The organism is Acidiphilium acidophilum, assembly GCF_033842475.1.
In the GTDB taxonomy this organism is placed as follows: domain Bacteria; phylum Pseudomonadota; class Alphaproteobacteria; order Acetobacterales; family Acetobacteraceae; genus Acidiphilium; species Acidiphilium acidophilum.
In genome coordinates, this window is sequence record NZ_JAWXYB010000018.1 from 1918209 (window position 1) to 1939234 (window position 21026).

The window sequence follows — 21026 nt, forward strand, 5'->3', positions numbered from 1 at the left end:
TGCAGGCGATTCATCGAACAAACTCGCGCGCAAGCACAGCTTGAAACTAAATTTTTGATCTGGGCCTCCGCCCCGTCAAACAGCGCAGTCCCAGATCAAAAAAGTTTTTTGCTTCTTTTTTACAAAAAAGAAGCCCTATCTTGCCTTGCCTTGCCTTGCCTTGCCTTTGCTTTGCCTACACCACGCACCATTCAAATCTTGGAAGACGTTCCCGACGCAGTGCTGCCGCCATGTGTCATACCCAATCCCGGATCGACCCGGTGCAGCACCAGCAGGAGCAGCAGGATCACGATGAGGGTGGCGAACACCCCGCCGAGCAGTCTGATTGCCATGATGATCAGGGCGATGGCCACCACCACGAGCAGGATGGTCTGGATATGGGGCGGCACGTGCAGGTCGTTCATGAATCCGATCAGGAGTCCGTCGATGAAGGCGATGAGCTGCATCACGAGTCCGGCGAGGGCGTAGATGATCGAGGTAATGACGGCGATAGCGTGGTCCATATTGGATCTTTCGGTTCAGGTTGCCGTCTGTCCTCGTGCTTTTAAAAACCGGCTGAACGCGCGGAGCGACACGTCGGACACGTAGTGTTCGATTCCTTCGGCGTCGGCCTCTGCGGTTTCCGGCGGCACGCCGATCGCTTCGAGCAACTGCACCACGAGCCGGTGCCGTGTCCGCACCCGTTCGGCCAGTGCGAGGCCTGCGTCGGTCAGGAACACGCCGCGATAGGGTTTCGAGGTTGCCAGCCCTTCGCGTTTGAGCCGGTTGATGCTTTTCGCCGCGGTCGGGTGGGACACGCCGAGTCGCCGCGCGATATCGATCGGCCGCGCTTCGCCGTTGATCGCGAGCAGGTCCGCGATCAGTTCGACGTAATCTTCGAGCAGTGCCGATGATTGCGCGGTCCGGGCGCGGCAGAACCGTTCGGCCTGGGTCGGCTCGGCGGGCAGGGCGTCGTGGGGTTCGCGCAACGGGGCCGCGGTCATGCCGAGTGCATAGCCCCCCGGTCCCGCCGGGTCCACCCGGCATTATCCCAGGCGGGTCAGCCCGCCAGCATCCAGGGCGGTGCCGGCAGGTTCTTGCTCGCCAGAAATTCCGGGTTGAACAATTTCGACTGATACCGCGCCGCCCCGTCGCACAAAATGGTCGCGATGGTATGGCCCGGCCCCATTTCCCGCGCGACCGCGATGGCGGCAGCCACGTTGATCCCCGCCGAGCCGCCGATCGAGAGCCCTTCATGGATCATCAGGTCGAACACCTGTTCCAGCATCGCGGCATCTCCGATCCGCACCGCCCCATCGATCGGTGCTCCTTCGAGGTTGCCGGTCACCCGCCCCTGCCCGATCCCTTCGGTGATCGACGATCCGGCCGATTTCAGCTCCCCGGTCGTCACCCAATCATAGAGCGCGCTGCCATCCGGGTCGGCCAGAATAATCCGCACCGCGGGATTATGCGCCTTGAGCGCCATGCCAACGCCCGCGAGCGTCCCCCCGGTGCCGCAGGCGCAGGTGAACGCATCGATCCGCCCGCCGGTCTGCGCCCAGATTTCCGCCCCCGTGGTCCGCCGGTGCCCCTCGCGATTCTCGGTATTGTCGAACTGATTGGCCCAGAACGCCCCGGTTTCCTCGGCGATCCGGCGCGATACGTGAACGTAATTGCCGGGATCGCGATACGGTTTCGCCGGCACCAGCCGCAAATCCGCCCCGATCATCCGCAGAAAATCGATCTTCTCACGGCTTTGTGTTTCCGGCATCACAATGATGCACCGATACCCCCGCGCATTGGCCACCAGCGTCAGCCCGATCCCGGTATTGCCCGCCGTGCCCTCCACAATCGTGCCGCCCGGCTTGAGCGTCCCCGCCGCCTCCGCCGCCTCGATCATCGCCAAAGCCGCGCGATCCTTGACCGAACCGCCCGGATTCATGAACTCGGCCTTGCCCAGTATCGTGCACCCCGTCACGTCGGAGGCCCGCCGCAGCCGGATCAACGGCGTATGCCCGATCGCACCGGGAAGCCCATCCCCGCTCACCCCTTCTGCGAAATTGGTCTTCGGTGCTATCGTCATCGCGCTGTCCCCACGGATCGGTTATATGGATCGTTTATCTTGAATATATCGAGCATCCGGCCCAAACCGGACAAAGCAGCCACTATCCTAATGGAGGAAACCATGATTGACGATGTCGCCCCCAAGCAGGTCTGGGAAACCCTGATGAGCAACCCGGACGCCGTGATGTGCGACGTGCGGACCGTTGCGGAATGGAATTTCGTCGGCATGCCGGACCTGTCGCAGGCAGGCAAACACGTCGTCCCGGTCCAATGGCAGGTTTTCCCCACCATGCAGCCCAACCCGCAATTCCTCGATCAGTTGCAGGAAGCCGGAATCGGCCCCGACCATCACGTCTATTTCCTCTGCCGCACCGGAGGCCGCAGCATGGCCGCCGCCAAAGCCGCCCAGGCCGCCGGATTCAAACACGTCTACAACATCAAGGACGGCTTCGAAGGCCCCCAGGACCAACGCGGCCATCGCGGCCATGTCGCGGGATGGAAGCATGACGGGCTGCCTTGGGCGCAGAAGTAAGGGGGTAGGGAAGAAGGGTTCTTTTTTGAAAAAAAGAACCAAAAAACTTTTTTGAATCTGGGTCCGTGCCGGTGACAACGCCCGGGCCCCATAGGAGCGAAAGTTTTTTGCTACTTTTTTTCAAAAAAGTAGCCTTCCTTCCCCTATCTCTACTTTCTCACCTCCCCACCCCCGGGCGTATACAATCGCAATGCCCTGGACCCCCACCTACACCCCTCTCACCCTGAAGGAAAAACTCACCTTCACCGCGCGCAAACTGCGCGAGACCATGGCCACCCGGCACAAACTCCTCGGCATCGCCCTCCCGCTGCTCTGCCTGCTCGACGCCCGCTTCAGCAGCCTCATCAACCGCCTGCTCGACGCCATCGCCGCCACACCCGGCCCGCACCGCCCGCGATCCCCGCGCCCCCATTCCGAGCAGTCCCAATCCGACTCCCCGCGCGAATCCCGCGCCCCGGCATGGCTCCGCAACTGGCACACAACCAGCCTCGGCCCGCCGCCACCCTTGCCGCGCCGCTTCGGCATCCTCCGCCGCACCTTCGCCCATTACACGGTCAACGGCTTCATCGCCCAGATCGAACACCTCCTCACCACGCCGGACATGCAGGACGCGATCGCCCGAAACCCGGCCATCCCCCGCATCCTCCGCCCGCTCTGCCACCTCTGCGGCATCAAACCCCCCGCCATCCTCACTTTGCCGAAACGCCCGCGCCGACCGCGCCCCAAACCCGCGCCCAAACCCATCCCGGAACCCGCGCCGCCCGACCTCGACGATCGCAGCATCTGCTATTTCATCCCCAACCCAGCCAACCCGCGCAACTTCATCCCGGTCTATCCCCCCGGCTCCCCACTCCGCTACGACACCATCCGAAAACCGAAAAAATCCCGCTGACCCCCAACACTTTCTCACATCTAAATCGTTACGATATCATAACGACTTAGATGTGGAAAAACCCCGGCCCGCATAACGGACCGGGGGTCGAGGATCACTTCTTGTAGGGTTTGAACCCGTAATGCTCGAAAATCTTCAACGCCGCAGGCGTCTGCACAAAGGACAACCAGGCTTTCGCGGCAGCCGGATGCGCCGCATCCTTCACCATCGCCCCGCCATAGATCGCGGTGGTGTTGTATTTCGCCGGCAGATCGATGTTGCTGATCGGATGGCCGATCTGCTCCTGAAAAATCGCCTCCGATTTCCAGGTCACCCCGGCATCCGCCAACCCCTGCATCAGGAACAGCGGCGTCTGGCGATGATGGATATGGGTCAGGATCGTCGAACCATCCTTCACCCCGGTCTCATAGACCTTCTGCTCCAGCGCCTTGCCCCCCGCCTTCACGAGGCTGGCCTCGATCTGCCGGGCAATTCCCTCGAAGGCCGGGTTCGGCATCACCAGCTTCACGCCGGGTTTACCGAAATCCTTGAGCCCGGTGATATGCCCCGGATTGCCCTTCGGAATCATGATCGTGAGGTTGTTGGTCGCATAAGCGACCGGCGGCCCCACCAGCATCCCGTCCGAAATCAGCGACTTCACCTTTTTCAACCCGGCCAGAAACGCATCCGGCTTGGCGGTGAAGCTCATATTACCGACGGTGAAAATCCCGCCCGCCTTCATCGCCTTGATTTCGAGACCCGGCGGAATCGTCACCACGAACACCCCACCCTTGTATTGGGGATGCTCGGCCTCGAACGTCTTAACCAGCGGCGCCACCGCAAAATAGTAATTGCCGCCGATATAGAGGATCAGTTTCGGGTGATCGATATCGCCATGAAAATCGGCCATGTCGTCCACTTCCGGCACGGTGAACAAAAATCCCTTGTTCACCGTGTCGTTGTTCGCCCCGCCCTGCCAGGGCGGAAACATGTCGCCCTTGTATTTCGGTGCCTCGACCTTGCCGTTCCACCCGGTATCCGCCGCATGGGCGATGGCCAGCCCCGCCACCGCGAGGCATGCCGCCGATACCACCGCCGCCAACCGCAGCTTCATTCGCGTCTTCATAGTCATCTCCCTGTTCAGTTCCGGATCGCGACTATTATTTCGCGTATTGATAACCCGCGAGTTGAAACTGCGGAATCGTCCCCACCACGCCCGGTGTCAGCACCGCGCCGGGGATCAGATGGTTGGTGAATTCCGCCGCCATCGCCGGATGCGAAAGCTTGTCGGGATTGATCCCCTTTTTCAAAATCCCCATCGTGAGTTCCCACACCTCGTTATGACAGGCGCAGAACACTGCCCCGCGCTTCTGCAGCACGACGATCGAGTTATCGAGCGGCGAGAACACGCCCTTCGGATTATTATAATCTGCGGCACTCGCCTTCGACGCCGCCGGCACATCCATCCAGGTGTTGGACTTGACCTTGCCGCCGGTAAACTTGGTCAGATACTTGTCCCAGATATACTTGTCGTAAAGCGCGAGATGAGCAGTACCATGAGTCGCCGAAACTGCGATGAAATCCGGATGCTTCCACGACCAGATCTGCGCGTTCATCGAGTTGCGCATCAGGTTGAGCCAGGGGCTGTCCAGCGCGGTATTGTCCCACACCTGCTTGGGTCCGCCCGAATAGGCGAACAACAGATGCAGCGCCTCGCTGTCATACTGATCGGCACTGGTCAGGATCATCGGCACCGATTTGAAATCCCGCCGGCGCGGTGCCTTGGCCAGCGCCGCCGTGAGCGCCTTCAGCTTGGTCGCATGCGGCGGAATGAACTCATCCCCCATCGTCGCCGCCTCCGCGACTCCGATCGGCGATAACGCCGCCCCGAGCGCCGCGATCCCCAGCCCCGCCGCCGGCATCGCCAGCGTGGAACGACGGCTGAAACCGCGTTGGTCGTCGTTCTGTTCAGTCATGGTGGTCCCCCCTGTAATGGCGCAGCCAGCCCCATGCCGGCCTGCGGTCGTAAAATCTACTTCTGTGCCCCGAGCACGTGGCCATTGACGGTCTTGCCGTACATCGAGAATTTATTGTCGTGGAACTTCTTCCGCGTCTCCGCGACGCTCTTCACAAAGCGCGGGTCCTGCGGCCGGTTCTGGCTGTCGATATACGTCGCGACATCCCATGCCTGCTGCACGCTCAGCGTCCCCGCCACGCCATAGGGCATATTCGCATGAATGAACTCGGCGGCATTCTTGATGCTGCCCATCCCCGCGCCCCAGTTGAACGACTTGCTGCCCCACAGCGCCGGAAACACCGTCTGTCCCCGGACATACTGCCCAGACCCATCGGCCTCGTGGCACAACGAGCAATTCTGCTTATAGACCGCCTCGCCCGCCGCATAGGTCGCCGGCTTGGGTGGTGCCGCCAGCTTCGGATAGCCCCGCCCGGCAAGCTTCGCCCCGGTCGGCGCCCCCGTCGCCAGGAAATACGAATAGGCTTCAAGCGCCACGATGGTCTGGCTGTCGAGCTTCGGCACCTTGCCGTTCTCGCTGAACCGGAAGCAGCCCTGCAACCGCATCCCGAAATTATTCACCTTCTTGTTCTTCGCCCGATAGGTCGGATAGGCGGTGTAAGCCGCCCACATCGGCGCCGAATCCGCCAGCGCACCGGCGTTGAGGTGGCAATTGCTGCAATTGAGCGCATCGCCGATAATCCCGTGGGCATAGACCGTGGTATGGCGAAAGATATTCTCGCCAAGCTTCACCTCGGCCCCGAACTTGCCTTTGGGAATCGATGTCAGAGCGGGCGGGTTGAACGCCAGAGGCTTCGCAGCCGGTGTGGCCGCCAGAGCCGAAGCCGATCCACCGGCAATCACGGCGATGGCCGTGACGATCATTGAGGTCCGCATCACTTTTTACCTCCCTTCGCGTCACCGGGCTTGGGCAGATGCGTCGGATTGGCCGACAGGCTGGCGTAGTACCCGGCCACGGCCTGAACCTGCGCCGCACTCAACTTGCTCGCGACATTCGACATCAGATGCAGCGGATCGTTCTTGCGGGTCCCTTTCTGCCAGGCGATCAACTGATCCGCGAGGTAGGCCTTGGGCTGCCCGGCCAGACGCGGAAATTCCGCCCCCACGCCGATCCCATACGGCCCATGGCACGAATCGCACGAGGGCAGGCCGGTGGTCTTGTTGCCCCAATCCCCGTTCATCGCGATATCCGCCCCCAACCCGGTCGGCAGCGGCTGCGGTTCAGGCTTCGCCGGCACCTTCAAACCCGCGTAATACGCCCCGATCGCCTTGCGTTGCGCGGCATCCAGCGGAATCGCCATGCTCTTCATGATGGCGTTGACCCTTGTCCCGTGCTTGAAGCTGTAAAGCTGCTGCTCGATATAGGCCGCACTGAGCCCCGCGAGCGCCGGATATTGCGCCCCCACATCCCCCAGCCCCGCCGCGCCATGGCATGCGGCACACGAAGCGATCTGCGGGGGTACCGCTGCCGATCCCGCCGAAATTGCGGTCATCGAAACAACGGCACCCGCCGCGACTACTCTGATCAGCGCTCGACTCATGTCAGAATTTCCCCCACCTCGCGCGACCACGGCGCGGTTATGACCGATCTACCCGATTTGATCATCCAGCATGCAGCGATCAAACCAATCTGCCGGGTGGATCAATTCTAACGAATGAATGTGACCGTCGCCGCCGTCAATCCCACGGCGCAGGATCGAGCGCATCCAGCGGGATCTTGAGATAGCGTTTGCCATTCGATTCGGGCGGCGGCAGGTGGCCGCCCCGGATGTTCACCTGGAGCGAATGCAGGATCAGCTTCGGCATCGGCAATGTCGCATCGCGCTCCTCGCGCTTGGCAACGAACGCCGCCTCCTCGAACGGATGGAGGTGCTCATTGTCGGCACGCTGCTCCGCAACCGTGCTTTCCCAGGCCGGACCACGGGTTTCGGGCGGATAGTCATGCCCGACAAAAATCCGGGTCGCGTCCGGCAGCGCCATGATCGCCTCGATGCTGTGCCACAAGGCACGCGCATCGCCACCCGGAAAATCGGCCCTCGCGGTGCCGATATCGGGATGGAAAAGCGTGTCGTGCACAAAAGCGGCATCGCCGATCACGTAGGTGATAGAGCATAAAGTGTGGCCCGGGGAGAACATCACCGAGGCATCAAGCGACCCGATCTTGAAGGTCTCGCCCGCCTCGAACAGATGATCCCACTGCGAACCATCGGTCGGGAAATCATCCGGCAGATTGTACAGCGCCTTCCATAGACGCTGCACCTTGACCACACCGGCCCCGATCGCGGTCGGTACCCCGGTTTTCGCGTTGAGATATCCTGCCGCCGAGAAATGATCGGCATGGGGATGGGTATCGAGAATCCATTCGAGGGTCAGGCCTTCGTGCTCGATATAGGCCAGAAGCTCATCAGCCGACTCGGTCGAGGTCGCGCCCGATTTTTCGTCGAAATCATGGACCGGGTCGATGATCGCGCAGCGCTTCGTCACCGGATCGCTGACGACATACTGAACGCTGAACGTCCGTTTCTCGAAAAAACCCGCAACCACGGGGCGCGTGGTCGCGGATGGTGAGGTCATCATCGTGTCAGGCGGCATCAGCGAACTGCTTTTCCTTATGTCCGATATCGAGGTCGATCCCCTTGAGCATCACGCTCCAGTAGAGAAAAGGTAGGAACTTGGTCTTCAACAACCAAGAGGAATAACGCGGCACCCGGGGATCGAGCGGGAAGCTCGGCGTCACCTTGCCACCATAGGTGAATTCCGCCAGCACGATCTTGCCGTAATCGGTGGTGAGCGGGCAGGACCCGTAGCCATCGTAGGAGGCGGTGCCGGTATTCGAATTCATTGCCGCAACCAGGTTTTTCACCACCACCGGCGCCTGCATCCGCAATGCCGCGACCGTCTTGCTGTTGGGCGAACTGGCAGCATCCCCGAGCGAGAAGATATTCCTGTATTTGACATGCTGCATCGTGTGCTGATCGACATCGACGAATCCCGCCGCGTTCGAGATCGGGCTGCCTTTGAGGAAATCAGGCGCGCTCTGGGGCGGCGTCACGTGGATCATGTCGAAATCGCGCACCACTTCGGTCGTGCTGTCATCGGCATTGGTGACGATGAACGTGGCTTTCTTCGCCGGCCCGTCGATCGATTTCAGCGTGGTCCTGAGGTTCACCTCGATATTGTGCCGCTTCATCGCCGCCTTCAGCGATGGCACGAAAGGTGCCACCCCGAACAGGCTCGGCAGCGCCGTACAGAAAGCGATATCCGCCGCGCCGCGCTTGCCGGTACGGCGCAGATGATCGGCGGCGAGATAGGCGATTTTCTGCGGCGCACCCGGGCATTTGATCGGCATTGGCGGCTGGGTGAAGATCATTTTGCCGCCTTGGAACGACTGGATGCACTCCCAGGTATAGGCCGCGAGATCACCGCGATAGTTGCTGCACACGCCGTTCTTGCCGATGGTTTCCTTCAGCCCCTCGATCTTGCCCCAATCGAGCTGCAGCCCGGGGCAGACGATGAGATAGCGGTAGCCGAGCGTCGTGCCGTCGGCGAGTTCGACGATATTCTGCTCGGGATGAAACGCCGACGCCGCCTTCTTGATCCATTCCACGCCATTGGGAATGAGCGAGGCTTCGGGCTTGACTGTCTGTTCGAGCGAGAACACCCCCGCGCCCACCAGGGTCCAGCCGGGCTGGTAGGCGTGGGTATCGGCCGGATCGACGATCGCGATCGAGCCTTTGACCTTGCTGCGCAACATCGCGGCGACAGTGATGCCCGCCGCGCCACCACCGATGATCAGGGTATCCAGTTGTCGCCCGACTGTCAGGGTGGGCGCGGGTGAAACGGATTGCGTGTGATCAAGCATGGTGGAATTCCCTCATAGAAAATTACTGGTACCCGCTGACCGGGTGCCGAACTGATTTACCCTCTGTCACGCCCGGTTGCGACCGATATGGTCATTGCAACCGGCATTGCACAAGCAGGTGGACCACAGCGTTGCAAAAAATCATATCTATGTCTAGCTTAAATATGTAACTTATGTGCAATATCACCGCCCGACCGATATGCGAGCCATCCACGCGGCTCGACGGCTCGGCTACAAACTTGCAAGGGGAGCGAAACGATCCATCGGACCACGCCTTCGTCAGACGGCCCCGCAGCCGGGATGAGGCCTGAAATCCAGGACAGCGTCACGAATATGTGATATATTCCTCTTGATAAATATATTTCGATCCGCCACAAACCGTTTCAAATCGGCGTTCAACAGGGTGTGATTTTCTCTGAATTGATCGCCATCGTCAGGGAGTTCGTCACGATGCCTCACAGAGCAACATTCCCCTTTGGAGCGATAGTGAGAATTTCACTATCTTTTGACAAAATCGTGATCTGAGCAGGCTTCCGCAGGGAGGTGAAAGCTCATATGGGCGAGCCTCACTAAAACGCGCGGTAAACTCATGCCGAGGCTTCGATAGCGCTTACAATTCGCTTACTTTTACTGAATTCAATCTGTCCGTCCGAAGTGGAATCCAACTCATGTTGCAAATTATTCTCGCGGTTATTTCCGGTGGGGCCGTGGGGTTCACCCTCGGCCTGATCGGCGGCGGCGGCTCGATCCTGGCGACACCACTGATGCTCTATGTCGTCGGCCTCAAGCCGCACGAGGCGATCGGCACCGGTGCCCTTGCGGTCTCGGCCAATGCCTTCGTCAATTTCGCCGGCCATGCCCGGAAGGGTAACGTCCGCTGGAAGTCCGCGATCATCTTCGCGATTCTCGGCATTCTCGGGGCGATCGGCGGTTCCACGCTCGGCAAGGCGTTCGACGGCAAGAAACTCCTGTTCCTCTTCGCGATCCTGATGATCATCGTCGGCGTCCTGATGCTGCGCCGCAAGCCGCCACCACAGGGCGTCGCGGGCGGGGCTCAAACCGAAACGCTCGATGTCGCCACTGCGATCAAGGTCTGCATCGCGGCCCTCATCGTCGGCGCGCTGTCAGGATTTTTCGGGATCGGCGGCGGCTTCCTGATCGTGCCGGGCCTGCTGTTCTCGACCGGGATGCCGATGATCTTCGCGATCGGCTCCTCGCTGCTGTCGGTCGGCACGTTCGGCCTGACCACCGCCGTAAACTATGCCACGTCGGGACTGGTGGATTGGGGTGTGGCGGTTGAATTCATCCTCGGCGGCGTTGCGGGCGGTGTCCTGGGCACCCTGCTCGCGGTCGGCCTCGCCTCGAAGCGGGCGGCGCTCAATCGGATTTTTGCCGGTCTGGTCTTCGTCGTCGCGATCTACATGCTCTACAAAAACGCGGCCTCGTTCGGCATCCATCTCTGATCGGTGCCCGCAGCGCGAGTGTCCGCTCCCGCTGCGGGTGGCTGCCTACCGCACGAACAATTGATGCGTCGCGTTCGAGATGTAGAGTTCGTGGCGGGATGTAAAATTATCGCCGAGAATCATGTGTGCGGCGATATTGCCGGAGTAGGCGCCTCCGACCGCGATGACCGGATGGTGCCAGATAACCCCGCCGATCGTCAGGCTGTTGAAGCGATACACTGGGGCGGTGACAGGTTCATCGCCGATCCCGACGAGATGGGCGTGGCCGATGACGGGAAGATCCTCGCCCGCAAAGCCTGACGCGCGGAACAGATAGCTCGACATGGTGCTGAGCCCGGCGCCGGTATCGACGATCGCGGTCAGCGTCTTTCCATCGAGGGTCAGCGGCACGACCGGCGCGCCATCGTCCGCCATGCCGAACGAGACCGGATGGAGCGGCCCACCCCATGGCACGACCGACCGGCACCCCATGGTGTTGATCAGGAACACCTGCTGCGCCGGGAGATCCATGTCGATATCGTAATAGCGCAGGATGTCGTTGCCGATGATGCCGCCGAGTTCATGACCGTCGGGCAGTTTCTGGGTGGACAGGCCGAGGACCGGCAGCAGGATCTTGCGGCCTTGCGACGCGCCGAGCTGGTAGCGATGCACAGTGGCGACCGACGTGAACATGGTGCCGCCGACACCGCCGAACGTCACGGATTTATCGGCAGCGACCGGCAGGTTGAGCCGGCTGGCGACGCGGGGCGAGACGGTGGAATACTGGCCTCCGGTGTCGATCAGGGTATCGATCCTGACCCCGTTCATCGTGGTGTGGACGATCGGCATTTCGCTGTGGTGGAAAGCGGTATTCAGCAGGGCGACCGGCTGGGGCTTGCACGAACCTCCGGCGCATCCGGCCAGGGAAAGCATCGTCGCGGTGACGAAGGCGGTCAGTCCCAGCTTCATCGGCGTCCCCTGTTGTGCTGACGCAACGAAGCAGGCAGGACCGATTTCGGTCCAATCACATCATCGTGTTGGCGGGCGCAAGGGATCAGGCGGCGGCTTTGGCTTCGCGCCGCCGGTCGTGCAGGATGAATTCGGTATAGCCGTTCGGCTGCGCGCGGCCCTTGAACACCAGATCGCACGCCGCCTTGAAGGCGATGCCTTCGAAATCGGGGGCCATCGGCCGATAGAGCGGATCGTTCGCGTTCTGGCGATCGACCACCTCGGCCATGCGCTTCATCGTCGCCATCACCTGCGCCTCGTCAACGATGCCGTGATGCAGCCAGTTGGCGATGTGCTGCGCCGAAATCCGCAGCGTGGCCCGATCTTCCATCAGGGCGACGTTGTGAATGTCCGGCACCTTGGAACACCCGATTCCCTGATCGATCCAGCGGACGACATAACCGAGAATACCCTGGGCATTGTTGTCGAGTTCCTGCTGGATGTCCTCAGGACGCCAGTTCGGCCGGTCGGCGAGCGGGATGGTGAGCAGCGCGGCCAGGGAACTGACCGGCCGGCCCGCGATTTCCGCCTGGCGAGCAGCGACATCGACCTTGTGGTAATGCAGCGCATGGAGCGTCGCCGCAGTGGGGGACGGCACCCAGGCGGTATTCGCCCCTGCATTCGGGTGGGCGATTTTCTGTTCGAGCATCCCTGCCATCGAATCGGGCGCGGCCCACATGCCCTTGCCGATCTGGGCATGGCCGGGCAGGCCGCAGGCGATCCCGATCTCGACGTTGCGGTCTTCATAGGCCGCGATCCACGGTGTGCTCTTGATCTCGTTTTTGCGGATCATCGGACCGGCCTCGATCGAGGTATGGATCTCATCGCCGGTGCGGTCGAGGAAGCCGGTATTGATGAAAAAGACCCGGTCTTTCGCGGCTTCGATGCAGGCGGCGAGATTGGCAGAGGTCCGGCGTTCCTCGTCCATGATGCCCATTTTGATCGTGTTGTCGGGCAGATGAAGGATCGCCTCGACCCCGGCGAACATGGCGCAGGCGTAGCCGACCTCGTCTGGTCCATGAAGCTTGGGCTTGACGATATAGATCGACCCGGCGCGCGAATTGCGCACCCCTTCGGTGCGGCGGATGTCATGGATGCCGCACAGGCTGGTCACCACCAGGTCGAGCAGGGTTTCGGGGATCGGCTTGCCGGCGGCATCCAGCACCGCGTCGGTATAGATGTGGTGCCCGACATTGCGGATCACCATCAGCACCCGTCCCGGCAGGGTGAAGCCGTGGCCATCCGGGGCGATATAGTTGCGGTCGGGGTTGAGGCGGCGGGTGAAGCTGCGCCCCCCCTTCTCGACGGTTTCCGCCAGATCGCCCTTCATCAGCCCGAGCCAGTTGCGATAGACCAGCACCTTGTCCTCGGCATCGACCGCCGCGACGCTGTCTTCGGCGTCCATGATCGAGCTGATCGCGGATTCGATCACCAGATCGGCGATACCCGCCGGATCGGTCCGGCCGATGGGGTGGGCGGGATCGATCAGGATTTCGACATGCAGATTGTGCCGGCGCAGCAGGATCGCCTCCGGTGCCGCCGGATCGCCGCGATAGCCGACGAACTGGCCATCGTGCTTCATGCCGGTTTCGCCGCGATCCAGAATGACCGCGAGATGTCCGTTATGGACCCGGTAGCCCCGCACCTCCCGGTGGCTGCCCATCGCGAGGGGGAAGCCGGCGTCGAGAAACGCGCGCACCTTCGCGACCACGGCAGCTCCCCGGGCCGGATTGTACGATGAGCCGCGTTCCAGCCCCTCGGTTTCGGCGATCGCATCGGTGCCGTAGAGCGCATCGTACAGGCTGCCCCAGCGCGCATTGGCGGCGTTGAGGGCGTAGCGCGCATTCATCACCGGCACGACGAGCTGCGGCCCGGCGATCACCGCGATTTCGGGGTCGACATTTTCGGTCGTCACCGCGACAGCATCTGGCTCGGGCTGCAGATAGCCGATCTCGCGCAGAAAAAGCTGGTAGGCCTCCTGATCGACCGGATGGGCTTTATGGGTCCGGTACCATTGGTCGATTTCGGCCTGCAACCGGTCGCGTTCCGCCATCAGCACCGCATTGCGCGGCGCATGTTTCGCCACCAGTGCCGCAAATCCCTGCCAGAACCGGGTGGGATCGAGGCCAGTGCCGGGCAGCGCTTCACCATCGATGAACCGGTGCAGGACCGCAGCGACGCGAAGCCCTCCGATATCGACATAAGAATCATCGACTCTGGTTTCGGTCATGTTTCGATCTCTCTCCATGACGATGGTTTTGGGCATTGGTTCCCCCGTTGTCGAGAGGGTCATCCGTCTCCCTGCCTCCTGCCTGTTGCACATCCCATTTTACGAACATATAGTGAACAAGTGATTGACGGGATTTCCGATGGACGAAAAAATCGACGCCAAACTGCGGATTCTGGCCGATGCCGCGAAATATGACGCGTCCTGCGCGTCCTCCGGCGGCAAAAAGCGCGCGGCGGGCAAAGCCGGGATCGGCTCGACCACGGGTGCGGGGATCTGCCATTCCTACACGCCGGATGGCCGCTGCATTTCGCTGCTGAAAATCCTGCTGACCAATTACTGCCTGTTCGACTGCGCTTACTGCATCAACCGCCGCTCCTCGAACACCCGGCGCGCAAGGTTCAGCGTGGCGGAAGTGGTCGCCCTGACAATCGGCTTTTACAAGCGCAATTATATCGAAGGCCTGTTCCTGTCGTCGGGCATCATCCGCTCACCCGACTACACGATGGAGCAGATGATGCTGGTTGCGAAATCGCTGCGCACCGATCATGGGTTTGCCGGCTACATTCATCTGAAAACCATCCCCGAGGCCAATCCCTGGCTGATCGAGCAGGCTGGATTGTTCGCGGATCGCATGTCGATCAATCTCGAACTGCCGTTGCAGAAAAGTCTTGAAGATCTCGCGCCGGAGAAGAATACGGCGACGATCAAGCAGGCGATGGGCCAGATGCAGTCCCGCATCATCGAGGCCAGGGAGGAGCGGCGGCATTTCGCCCCTGCCGGGCAGAGCACCCAGTTGATCATCGGCGCCGATGCCGCGACCGATGATAACGTATTGACCGCGAGCGATTCGCTCTACCGCAATTACGCGCTGAAGCGGGTCTATTATTCCGCGTTCAGCCCGATCCCCGAAGCCAGCCGCTTCCTGCCCGCGAAATCGCCGCCGCTGCAGCGGGAGCACCGGCTGTATCAGGCGGATTGGCTGCTGCGCTATTACGGGTTCACCGTGCCCGAAATCACCGAGGGCGGCGAGGCGGGCATGCTCGACCTCGAAATCGACCCGAAACTGGCGTGGGCGTTGAAACATCGCGGCCTGTTTCCGGTCGATGTGAACACCGCCCCGCGCGAAATGCTGCTGCGTGTGCCCGGGCTCGGCACCCGCGCCGTCGAAAAGATCATCCGGGCACGGCGGCACATGCGCCTGCGCATCGATGATCTGGCACGGCTGACCAGCGGGTTGAAGCGCGTCCTGCCATTCCTGATCGCGCTCGATCATCGCCCCACCCGGCTGATCGACCGGCTCGACCTGCGGCGCAGCCTGACCCCGGCCCCGGTGCAGTTGAGCCTGTTCGATTGACCACGCGCGTCACCCTCGCCGCAGGGGCGGATCGGGACGGGTTCCGCCGCGCCGTCCGCCGCCTGCTCGCTGCGGAGACCCCGCCGGACGACGTGATCTGGAATACTTCCGGCGGCCTCGATCTGTTCGGCACCGAAGCCGCGGGCGATGCCCCGCCGGTCATGCTGCCGCGCGCGGTCACCGATCTGGCAGGCACCGTGGTCTGTCATCGCGATCCCGAACGCTACGCCCTGCTCTATCGCTTGATCTGGCGCATCCGCCACGGCGAGGCCGGGCTGCTCGCCAATCCGGCGGACCGGCTGGTTCACCGGCTGGAGGCGATGCGCAAGGCGATCGGACGCGATCTGCACAAGATGCATGCGTTCGTGCGGTTCCGCGAAACCGTCGCACCCGACGGCATCGCCCGCTACATCGCCTGGTTCGAGCCGGATCATTACATCGTCGAAGCCACTGCCGGCTTTTTCATCGAGCGGTTTCGCAGCATGATCTGGGCGATCCTGACCCCGGTCGGCTCGCTGTTCTGGGACACCGGATGCCTCGTGGTCGGCGGCCCGGGCGACAAGGCCGAGCTCCCGGCGGACGATGAATTCGAAGCCGGCTGGTGCAGCTATTATGCCAGCATCTTCAACCCCGCGCGGCTCAACCCGACCATGATGCGCAGCGAAATGGCGATGAAATACTGGCGCAACCTCCCCGAAGCGGCATTGATCCCCCATCTGATCCGCGACGCACCGGAGCGAGTTCGAACCATGGTCGATCACACCGCCGAAGCCCCCCGCCATCGTGACCCCGCACGCGCGGTCGCCGCCATGGAGCGGCAGAACCCCGCCGATCTCGCCGCGTTGAACCGGATCATCGCCGATGCCCAGCCCATGGTCACCGGCGGCATAAGGGCCGTGCTCGGCGAAGGCCCGGCCGGTGCCGCGATCGCGCTGGTCGGCGAACAGCCGGGCGACGCCGAAGATCTCTCCGGCCGCCCCTTCGTCGGCCCCGCCGGCCAGATGCTCGACCGCGCTCTGGCCGAGGCCGGTCTCGATCGTGCGGGCCTCTATGTCACCAACGCGGTCAAGCATTTCAAATACGAACAACGCGGCAAGCGGCGGATGCATGCCACGCCGAGCGCCGGCGAAGTCAAGCACTATCGCTGGTGGCTGATGCAGGAAATCGGGTTCGTGAACCCGAAACTCGTGGTCGCGCTTGGCGCCACCGCCCTGCACGCCCTGAGCGGAACGGCGCTGCCGCTGTTGCGCAACCGGGGGCCGCTGGAGCTCGATGGCCGGGCTGGCTTCGTGACGGTTCACCCCTCCTATCTGCTGCGCCTGCCCGACGAGGCGTCGCGGCAGGCGGCTTATCAGGCGTTCGTTGCCGATCTGAGGCAGATCAAAGACCGGGCCAGTTCGAACCCGCCGCCCTGAGCCGATCGGCCTGCGCCATCGAGGGCTGGCCGATCAGTGATTATCCCGAGGCACGCCGAACCGTTCGGCGATCCTCTGGTAGCCCACCGCGTGTTCCATCACCGCGCCGGTTTCGAGCTGGCCGGTGAAGCGGCGATGGATTTCCTGCCACGGCGTCTGGTTCAGCAGTTCCGGCAGTTCCATCGCCTCGCGGCGGCGGGTCAGTTCGGCCTCGTCGATCAGGATGTTCGCGGTGCGGGTTTTCAGATCGACCCTGATCCGGTCACCGGTCCGCAGCAGCAGCAGCCCGCCGCCGACCGCGGATTCCGGGCTGGCATTGAGGATCGAAGGGCTGCCGGAGGTGCCGGATTGCCGCCCGTCGCCGATGCAGGGGAGCTGGTTGATCCCTTGTTTCACCAACGCATCCGGCGGGAGCATGTTCACCACCTCCGCCGAGCCGGGATAGCCGATCGGCCCGCAATTGCGGATCACCAGAATGCAGTCGGCATCGATCTTCAGGTCGGCATCGTTGATCCGGTGGTGGTAATCCTCCGGCCCCTCGAACACGATGGCGCGGCCCTCGAACGCATCGTGATCGCCGGGCTTGCGCATGAAGCGGTCGCGGAATTCGGGGGAGATCACCGAGGTTTTCATGATCGCGCTGTGGAACAGATTGCCGGTGAGCACGGCAAACCCCGCATGTTCATGCAGGGGCGTTTCGTAATCGGTGATCATTTCGGGATCGATGCTGCGCTTGCCGCGGTTTTCCTCGCCCATGGTGCGGCCGGAAACCGTCAGCGCGGACTCGCGGATCTTGCCGTGGCGCATGAGTTCGCCGATCACGGCGGGCAGGCCGCCCGCACGGTGGAACCGCTCGCCGAGATATTTGCCCGCCGGCATCATGTTGACCAGCAGCGGAATATCGTAGCCGATCGTGTCCCAATCCGCGATGTCGAGCTCGACGCCGATATGCCGCGCAATCGCGATCACATGCGGCGGGCAGTTGGTCGAAGCGCCGATCGCCGAGGCGCAGACGATGGCGTTTTCGAAGGCCTCGCGCGTCAGGATGTGCGACGGGCGCAGATCCTCGCGCACCATGTCGACGATCCGCTTGCCGGTTTCATAGGCGATCTGCGCGCGTTCGCGATACGGGCCGGGAATCGCGGCACAGCCGGGCAGCGACATGCCCAGCGCCTCGGCCATCGCGTTCATCGAGCTGGCGGTGCCCATGGTGTTGCAATGGCCGACGCTGGGGGCCGATCCGGCCACCATGTCGATGAATTTGTCATAGGCGATCTCCCCGGCGGCGAGGCGGCGGCGCGCCTCCCACACGACGGTGCCGGAGCCGACCAGCTCGCCCTCGAACCAGCCATCGAGCATCGGTCCGCCGGACAGCACGATGGCCGGGATATCGACCGTGGCCGCCCCCATGATCATGGCCGGGGTGGTCTTGTCGCAGCCGGTGGTGAGCACCACGCCATCGAGCGGGTAACCGAACAGCACCTCGACCAGACCGAGATAGCTCAGGTTGCGGTCGAGCGCCGCGGTCGGGCGCTTGCCGGTTTCCTGGATCGGATGGACCGGAAACTCGATCGGCACGCCGCCATTGGCGCGAATCCCGTCAGCCACGCGTTTGGCGAGTTCGATGTGATGGCGGTTGCACGGCGAGAGGTCGCTGCCGGTCTGGGCGATGCCGATGATCGGCTTGCCCGATTGCAGTTCCTCGCGGGTCAGCCCGTAATTGAGGTAGCGCTCCAGATACAGCGCGGTCATGCCCGGATTGCCGGGGTTGTCGAACCATTGAGCGCTTCTCAGGGGGGCGGGGCCGGGTTTCGTCGGGTCGTTGTTCATGGTGCTGCTTTCAGTTCGACCAGCCGCCGTCGATCACGTGAGCGACGCCGGTGGTGAAGCGGGATTCATCGGAGGCCAGATACAGTGCGAGCATCGCGATCTCGTCGGGCGTGCCGAGCCGTCCCATCGGCTGACGGCCGACGAACTCGGCCTCGATCGTCGCGGTATCGGTGTTGCGGGCCTGCGCGAGAGCCGCAATTCTTCCGCGCAGCGACGGGCTTTCGACCGTGCCGGGGCAGATCGCGTTGCAGCGCACGCCTTTGGTGATGTAATCGGCCGCGACCGATTTGGTCAGGCCGACCACGGCCGCCTTCGAGGCGCCATAGGCGAAGCGGTTGACCGTGCCCTTGATCGACCCGACGGTGGAGGCGATGTTGATGATCGACCCGCCCCCCGCGTCCAGCATGCCGGGCAGGAACGCGCGGATGGTGTGAAACATCGCGGTCACGTTGAGATCGAACGAGAAGTGCCAGTCCTTTTCGGCGCAATCGAGCACCGATCCATGGGCGACATAGCCGGCGGCGTTGACCAGGATATCGACATTGCCGACCGATTTCGCCATCGCCGCGATGGCGGCATCGTCGGTCACGTCGAGCGCCATCGCGCCCTCGATCCCGGCGAGCAACCCAGCATCGCGGTCGGTCGCGATCACCCGCGCCCCTTCACGCATCAATGCCTCGGCAATCGCCCGGCCAATTCCCTGCCCGGCCGCCGTGATGAAGGCGGTTTTGCCGGCGACGCGTCCTGATTGTGACATTCCGGTTCCCTCGATTTATCGCTTGTCAGGGCCGGCCACTGGACCGACACTGGAGCGGTTGATACATGGTGATTACCAATAACCGACAGATGCGGCAAGTATCAGGGGGAGATCGTTCGTGACCGAGGGCTATCACATATACGACCCGCGCATGCGCCCGATGCTGCTGATGAATGCGGCGATCGAGCGCATCGCCACCGGGTTCCGCTGGGCCGAAGGCCCGGTCTGGTTCGGCGATGCCAATTGCCTGCTCTGGAGCGACATTCCCAACGACCGGATCATGCGCTGGTGGCCGACCGGGGAGATGGATGTCTATCGCAGCCCTGCCCGCTTCACCAACGGCCATACCCGCGACCGGCAGGGCCGGCTGGTCAGCTGCGAGCATGGCGGGCGCTGCATCAGCCGGACCGAATACGACGGCAGCGTGACCGTTCTGGTCGACCGGTTCGAAGGCAGACGGCTGAACTCGCCCAACGACATCGTGGTCAAATCCGACGGCTCGATCTGGTTCACCGACCCCGATTACGGCATCATGTCCGACTACGAGGGCCACCGGGCCGAAAGCGAACAGGGAGTCTGCCGGGTCTACCGGTTCGATCCGGCGGATGGGTCGATCACCGCGGTCGCGGAGGATTACGAACGCCCGAACGGCATCGCCTTCAGCCCGGACGAGCGGGTGATGTATATTGCCGATACCGGCTTCACCCATCGCGAAGGCGGCCCGCACCACATCAGGGTGCATGACGTGATCGACGGCGTCCGGCTGGGGCCGGGCCGGGTGTTCGCGGTGATCGAACCCGGTTTCGCCGACGGGTTCCGGCTGGACGAGCATGGCAATCTCTGGACCAGCTGCGGTTCGGGCAATGCGGTCGCGGCCTATGCGCCCGACGGCACCCCGCTAGGCCGCATCGATATCCCCGAAATGGTCAGCAATCTCTGTTTCGGCGGGCCCAAACGCAACCGCCTGTTCATCACCGCGACCACATCGGTCTATTCGCTCTTCCTCGGCGTGCGCGGGCACCCTATTCTGTAGGAATGAACCGCACCACCTGCCTCCTGGTGATCGACGTGCAGCGCGATTTCTGCGCGGGCGGCGCGCTCGCAGTGCCGGATGGCGACGCGGTGGTGCCGGTGATCAACGCGCTGGCGCGGCATTACAGCACGGTGGTGCTCACCCAGGACTGGCATCCGCCCCACCACATTTCCTTCGCCAGCACGCATGACGGGCGCGCCCCGTTCGAGACCATCGCCCTCGACTATGGCGAACAGGTGCTATGGCCGGATCATTGCGTGATGGGCAGCGCCGGTGCCGCGCTCCACCCCGGTCTCGACATCCCCCACGCCAATCTGATCCTGCGCAAGGGCCTCAACATCGGCATTGATTCCTATTCAGCCTTCCTCGAAGCCGATCGGACCACCCCGACCGGCCTCGACGGCTACCTCGCGGCGCGCGGGATCACCGCGGTCGATCTTTGCGGGCTGGCCACCGATTTCTGCGTCGCCTGGTCGGCGCAGGATGCGCGCCGGTTCGGCCTCGCCGCCCGGGTCATCGCGCCGGCGTGCCGGGCGATCGATTCCGGCGGTTCGCTCGCCGCCGCGTGGCAGGCCATGTCCGCCGCCGGAGTCGCGCAGATCGGCGCGGTCTGA

The 21026-nt window shown here is 62.9% G+C and carries 20 protein-coding genes; 7 read left to right on the top strand and 13 right to left on the bottom strand.

Annotation, left to right across the window (positions count from 1 at the left end; genetic code table 11):
* Positions 1-191: 191 nt before the first annotated feature.
* From SIL87_RS11785 to SIL87_RS11795, 3 genes are read right to left on the bottom strand one after another with little or no spacing between them, the layout of a single operon-like run.
* Positions 192-503 (bottom strand): hypothetical protein, encoded by a 312-nt coding sequence (locus SIL87_RS11785; protein WP_319614378.1) that lies wholly within the window; start codon positions 501-503, stop codon positions 192-194.
* Positions 504-518: 15 nt separating this feature from the next.
* Positions 519-983, bottom strand: a complete 465-nt coding sequence (mntR, locus tag SIL87_RS11790) for a manganese-binding transcriptional regulator MntR (RefSeq protein ID WP_319615967.1) — start codon at positions 981-983, stop codon at positions 519-521.
* A 56-nt stretch (positions 984-1039) separates the two neighbouring features.
* Complete coding sequence (locus SIL87_RS11795) at positions 1040-2062, bottom strand: cysteine synthase A (protein ID WP_319614379.1); 1023 nt, start codon at positions 2060-2062, stop codon at positions 1040-1042.
* Between the two features lie 102 nt (positions 2063-2164).
* Here SIL87_RS11795 and SIL87_RS11800 point away from each other — a divergent pair, with 102 nt between their 5' ends.
* Both SIL87_RS11800 and SIL87_RS11805 read left to right on the top strand, forming a co-directional pair.
* Positions 2165-2575 carry a rhodanese-like domain-containing protein gene (locus SIL87_RS11800; protein WP_319614380.1) on the top strand — a complete coding sequence of 137 codons (411 nt, stop codon included), beginning with the start codon at positions 2165-2167 and terminating at the stop codon, positions 2573-2575.
* 190 nt (positions 2576-2765) lie between these two features.
* Positions 2766-3467 carry a hypothetical protein gene (locus SIL87_RS11805; RefSeq protein WP_319614381.1) on the top strand — a complete coding sequence of 234 codons (702 nt, stop codon included), beginning with the start codon at positions 2766-2768 and terminating at the stop codon, positions 3465-3467.
* A 94-nt stretch (positions 3468-3561) separates the two neighbouring features.
* On the opposite strand, the gene SIL87_RS11810 is transcribed toward SIL87_RS11805, so the two are convergent.
* The 6 genes from SIL87_RS11810 to SIL87_RS11835 all read right to left on the bottom strand — a co-directional run bounded on the left by SIL87_RS11810 (position 3562) and on the right by SIL87_RS11835 (position 9343).
* Positions 3562-4572: a substrate-binding domain-containing protein gene (locus tag SIL87_RS11810; protein WP_319614382.1), complete on the bottom strand. Its 1011-nt coding sequence runs from the start codon at positions 4570-4572 to the stop codon at positions 3562-3564.
* Between the two features lie 34 nt (positions 4573-4606).
* Positions 4607-5422, bottom strand: a complete 816-nt coding sequence (tetH, locus tag SIL87_RS11815; protein WP_319614383.1) for a thiosulfate dehydrogenase — start codon at positions 5420-5422, stop codon at positions 4607-4609.
* Between the two features lie 56 nt (positions 5423-5478).
* Positions 5479-6357 (bottom strand): c-type cytochrome, encoded by an 879-nt coding sequence (locus tag SIL87_RS11820; RefSeq protein ID WP_319615968.1) that lies wholly within the window; start codon positions 6355-6357, stop codon positions 5479-5481.
* Positions 6357-7022, bottom strand: coding sequence for a c-type cytochrome (locus SIL87_RS11825; RefSeq protein WP_319614384.1), 666 nt, complete (start codon positions 7020-7022; stop codon positions 6357-6359). The genes SIL87_RS11820 and SIL87_RS11825 overlap by 1 nt, the downstream gene beginning before the upstream one ends.
* Positions 7023-7158: 136 nt before the next feature.
* Positions 7159-8073 (bottom strand): MBL fold metallo-hydrolase, encoded by a 915-nt coding sequence (locus SIL87_RS11830; protein ID WP_319614385.1) that lies wholly within the window; start codon positions 8071-8073, stop codon positions 7159-7161.
* On the bottom strand, positions 8063-9343 hold the full coding sequence (locus SIL87_RS11835; protein WP_319614386.1) for an NAD(P)/FAD-dependent oxidoreductase: 1281 nt from the start codon (positions 9341-9343) through the stop codon (positions 8063-8065). The genes SIL87_RS11830 and SIL87_RS11835 overlap by 11 nt, the downstream gene beginning before the upstream one ends.
* 668 nt (positions 9344-10011) lie before the next feature.
* On the opposite strand from SIL87_RS11835, the gene SIL87_RS11840 reads away from it, so the two are divergent.
* Positions 10012-10806, top strand: coding sequence for a sulfite exporter TauE/SafE family protein (locus SIL87_RS11840; RefSeq protein WP_319614387.1), 795 nt, complete (start codon positions 10012-10014; stop codon positions 10804-10806).
* Between the two features lie 45 nt (positions 10807-10851).
* Here the strand turns inward: SIL87_RS11840 and SIL87_RS11845 are convergent, their stop codons facing one another.
* The gene (locus SIL87_RS11845; RefSeq protein WP_319614388.1) at positions 10852-11754 is read right to left on the bottom strand and encodes a retroviral-like aspartic protease family protein; all 903 of its coding nucleotides are present in this window, start codon (positions 11752-11754) and stop codon (positions 10852-10854) included.
* An 85-nt stretch (positions 11755-11839) separates the two neighbouring features.
* Positions 11840-14023: a malate synthase G gene (locus tag SIL87_RS11850; RefSeq protein ID WP_319614389.1), complete on the bottom strand. Its 2184-nt coding sequence runs from the start codon at positions 14021-14023 to the stop codon at positions 11840-11842.
* Positions 14024-14162: 139 nt separating this feature from the next.
* On the opposite strand from SIL87_RS11850, the gene SIL87_RS11855 reads away from it, so the two are divergent.
* Positions 14163-15377: a putative DNA modification/repair radical SAM protein gene (locus SIL87_RS11855; protein WP_319614390.1), complete on the top strand. Its 1215-nt coding sequence runs from the start codon at positions 14163-14165 to the stop codon at positions 15375-15377.
* Entirely contained in the window at positions 15374-16792 is a 1419-nt protein-coding gene (locus SIL87_RS11860) for a UdgX family uracil-DNA binding protein (protein ID WP_319614391.1), read from the top strand. Before SIL87_RS11855 ends, SIL87_RS11860 begins: the two co-directional genes overlap by 4 nt.
* Positions 16793-16825: 33 nt before the next feature.
* On the opposite strand, the gene SIL87_RS11865 is transcribed toward SIL87_RS11860, so the two are convergent.
* A complete protein-coding gene (locus tag SIL87_RS11865; RefSeq protein ID WP_319614392.1) occupies positions 16826-18622 on the bottom strand; it encodes an IlvD/Edd family dehydratase in 1797 nt (598 codons plus the stop codon).
* A 10-nt stretch (positions 18623-18632) separates the two neighbouring features.
* Positions 18633-19379: an SDR family oxidoreductase gene (locus tag SIL87_RS11870; protein ID WP_319614393.1), complete on the bottom strand. Its 747-nt coding sequence runs from the start codon at positions 19377-19379 to the stop codon at positions 18633-18635.
* Positions 19380-19497: 118 nt separating this feature from the next.
* Here SIL87_RS11870 and SIL87_RS11875 point away from each other — a divergent pair, with 118 nt between their 5' ends.
* Both SIL87_RS11875 and pncA read left to right on the top strand, forming a co-directional pair.
* On the top strand, positions 19498-20412 hold the full coding sequence (locus SIL87_RS11875) for an SMP-30/gluconolactonase/LRE family protein (protein ID WP_319614394.1): 915 nt from the start codon (positions 19498-19500) through the stop codon (positions 20410-20412).
* Between the two features lie 2 nt (positions 20413-20414).
* Positions 20415-21026, top strand: coding sequence for a bifunctional nicotinamidase/pyrazinamidase (gene pncA / locus SIL87_RS11880; RefSeq protein ID WP_319614395.1), 612 nt, complete (start codon positions 20415-20417; stop codon positions 21024-21026).

Bases quoted from the DNA above. Each gene is read 5' to 3' on its own strand.
- SIL87_RS11865 (WP_319614392.1), bottom strand. From the start codon at position 18,622: ATGAACAACGACCCGACGAAACCCGGCCCCGCCCCCCTGAGAAGCGCT.
- mntR (WP_319615967.1), bottom strand. From the start codon at position 983: ATGACCGCGGCCCCGTTGCGCGAACCCCACGACGCCCTGCCCGCCGAG.
- SIL87_RS11835 (WP_319614386.1), bottom strand. From the start codon at position 9,343: ATGCTTGATCACACGCAATCCGTTTCACCCGCGCCCACCCTGACAGTC.
- pncA (WP_319614395.1), top strand. From the start codon at position 20,415: ATGAACCGCACCACCTGCCTCCTGGTGATCGACGTGCAGCGCGATTTC.
- SIL87_RS11805 (WP_319614381.1), top strand. From the start codon at position 2,766: ATGCCCTGGACCCCCACCTACACCCCTCTCACCCTGAAGGAAAAACTC.
- SIL87_RS11840 (WP_319614387.1), top strand. From the start codon at position 10,012: ATGTTGCAAATTATTCTCGCGGTTATTTCCGGTGGGGCCGTGGGGTTC.
- SIL87_RS11785 (WP_319614378.1), bottom strand. From the start codon at position 503: ATGGACCACGCTATCGCCGTCATTACCTCGATCATCTACGCCCTCGCC.
- SIL87_RS11810 (WP_319614382.1), bottom strand. From the start codon at position 4,572: ATGAAGACGCGAATGAAGCTGCGGTTGGCGGCGGTGGTATCGGCGGCA.
- tetH (WP_319614383.1), bottom strand. From the start codon at position 5,422: ATGACTGAACAGAACGACGACCAACGCGGTTTCAGCCGTCGTTCCACG.
- SIL87_RS11820 (WP_319615968.1), bottom strand. From the start codon at position 6,357: ATGCGGACCTCAATGATCGTCACGGCCATCGCCGTGATTGCCGGTGGA.
- SIL87_RS11850 (WP_319614389.1), bottom strand. From the start codon at position 14,023: ATGACCGAAACCAGAGTCGATGATTCTTATGTCGATATCGGAGGGCTT.
- SIL87_RS11830 (WP_319614385.1), bottom strand. From the start codon at position 8,073: ATGCCGCCTGACACGATGATGACCTCACCATCCGCGACCACGCGCCCC.
- SIL87_RS11845 (WP_319614388.1), bottom strand. From the start codon at position 11,754: ATGAAGCTGGGACTGACCGCCTTCGTCACCGCGACGATGCTTTCCCTG.
- SIL87_RS11825 (WP_319614384.1), bottom strand. From the start codon at position 7,022: ATGAGTCGAGCGCTGATCAGAGTAGTCGCGGCGGGTGCCGTTGTTTCG.
- SIL87_RS11795 (WP_319614379.1), bottom strand. From the start codon at position 2,062: ATGACGATAGCACCGAAGACCAATTTCGCAGAAGGGGTGAGCGGGGAT.
- SIL87_RS11800 (WP_319614380.1), top strand. From the start codon at position 2,165: ATGATTGACGATGTCGCCCCCAAGCAGGTCTGGGAAACCCTGATGAGC.
- SIL87_RS11870 (WP_319614393.1), bottom strand. From the start codon at position 19,379: ATGTCACAATCAGGACGCGTCGCCGGCAAAACCGCCTTCATCACGGCG.
- SIL87_RS11855 (WP_319614390.1), top strand. From the start codon at position 14,163: ATGGACGAAAAAATCGACGCCAAACTGCGGATTCTGGCCGATGCCGCG.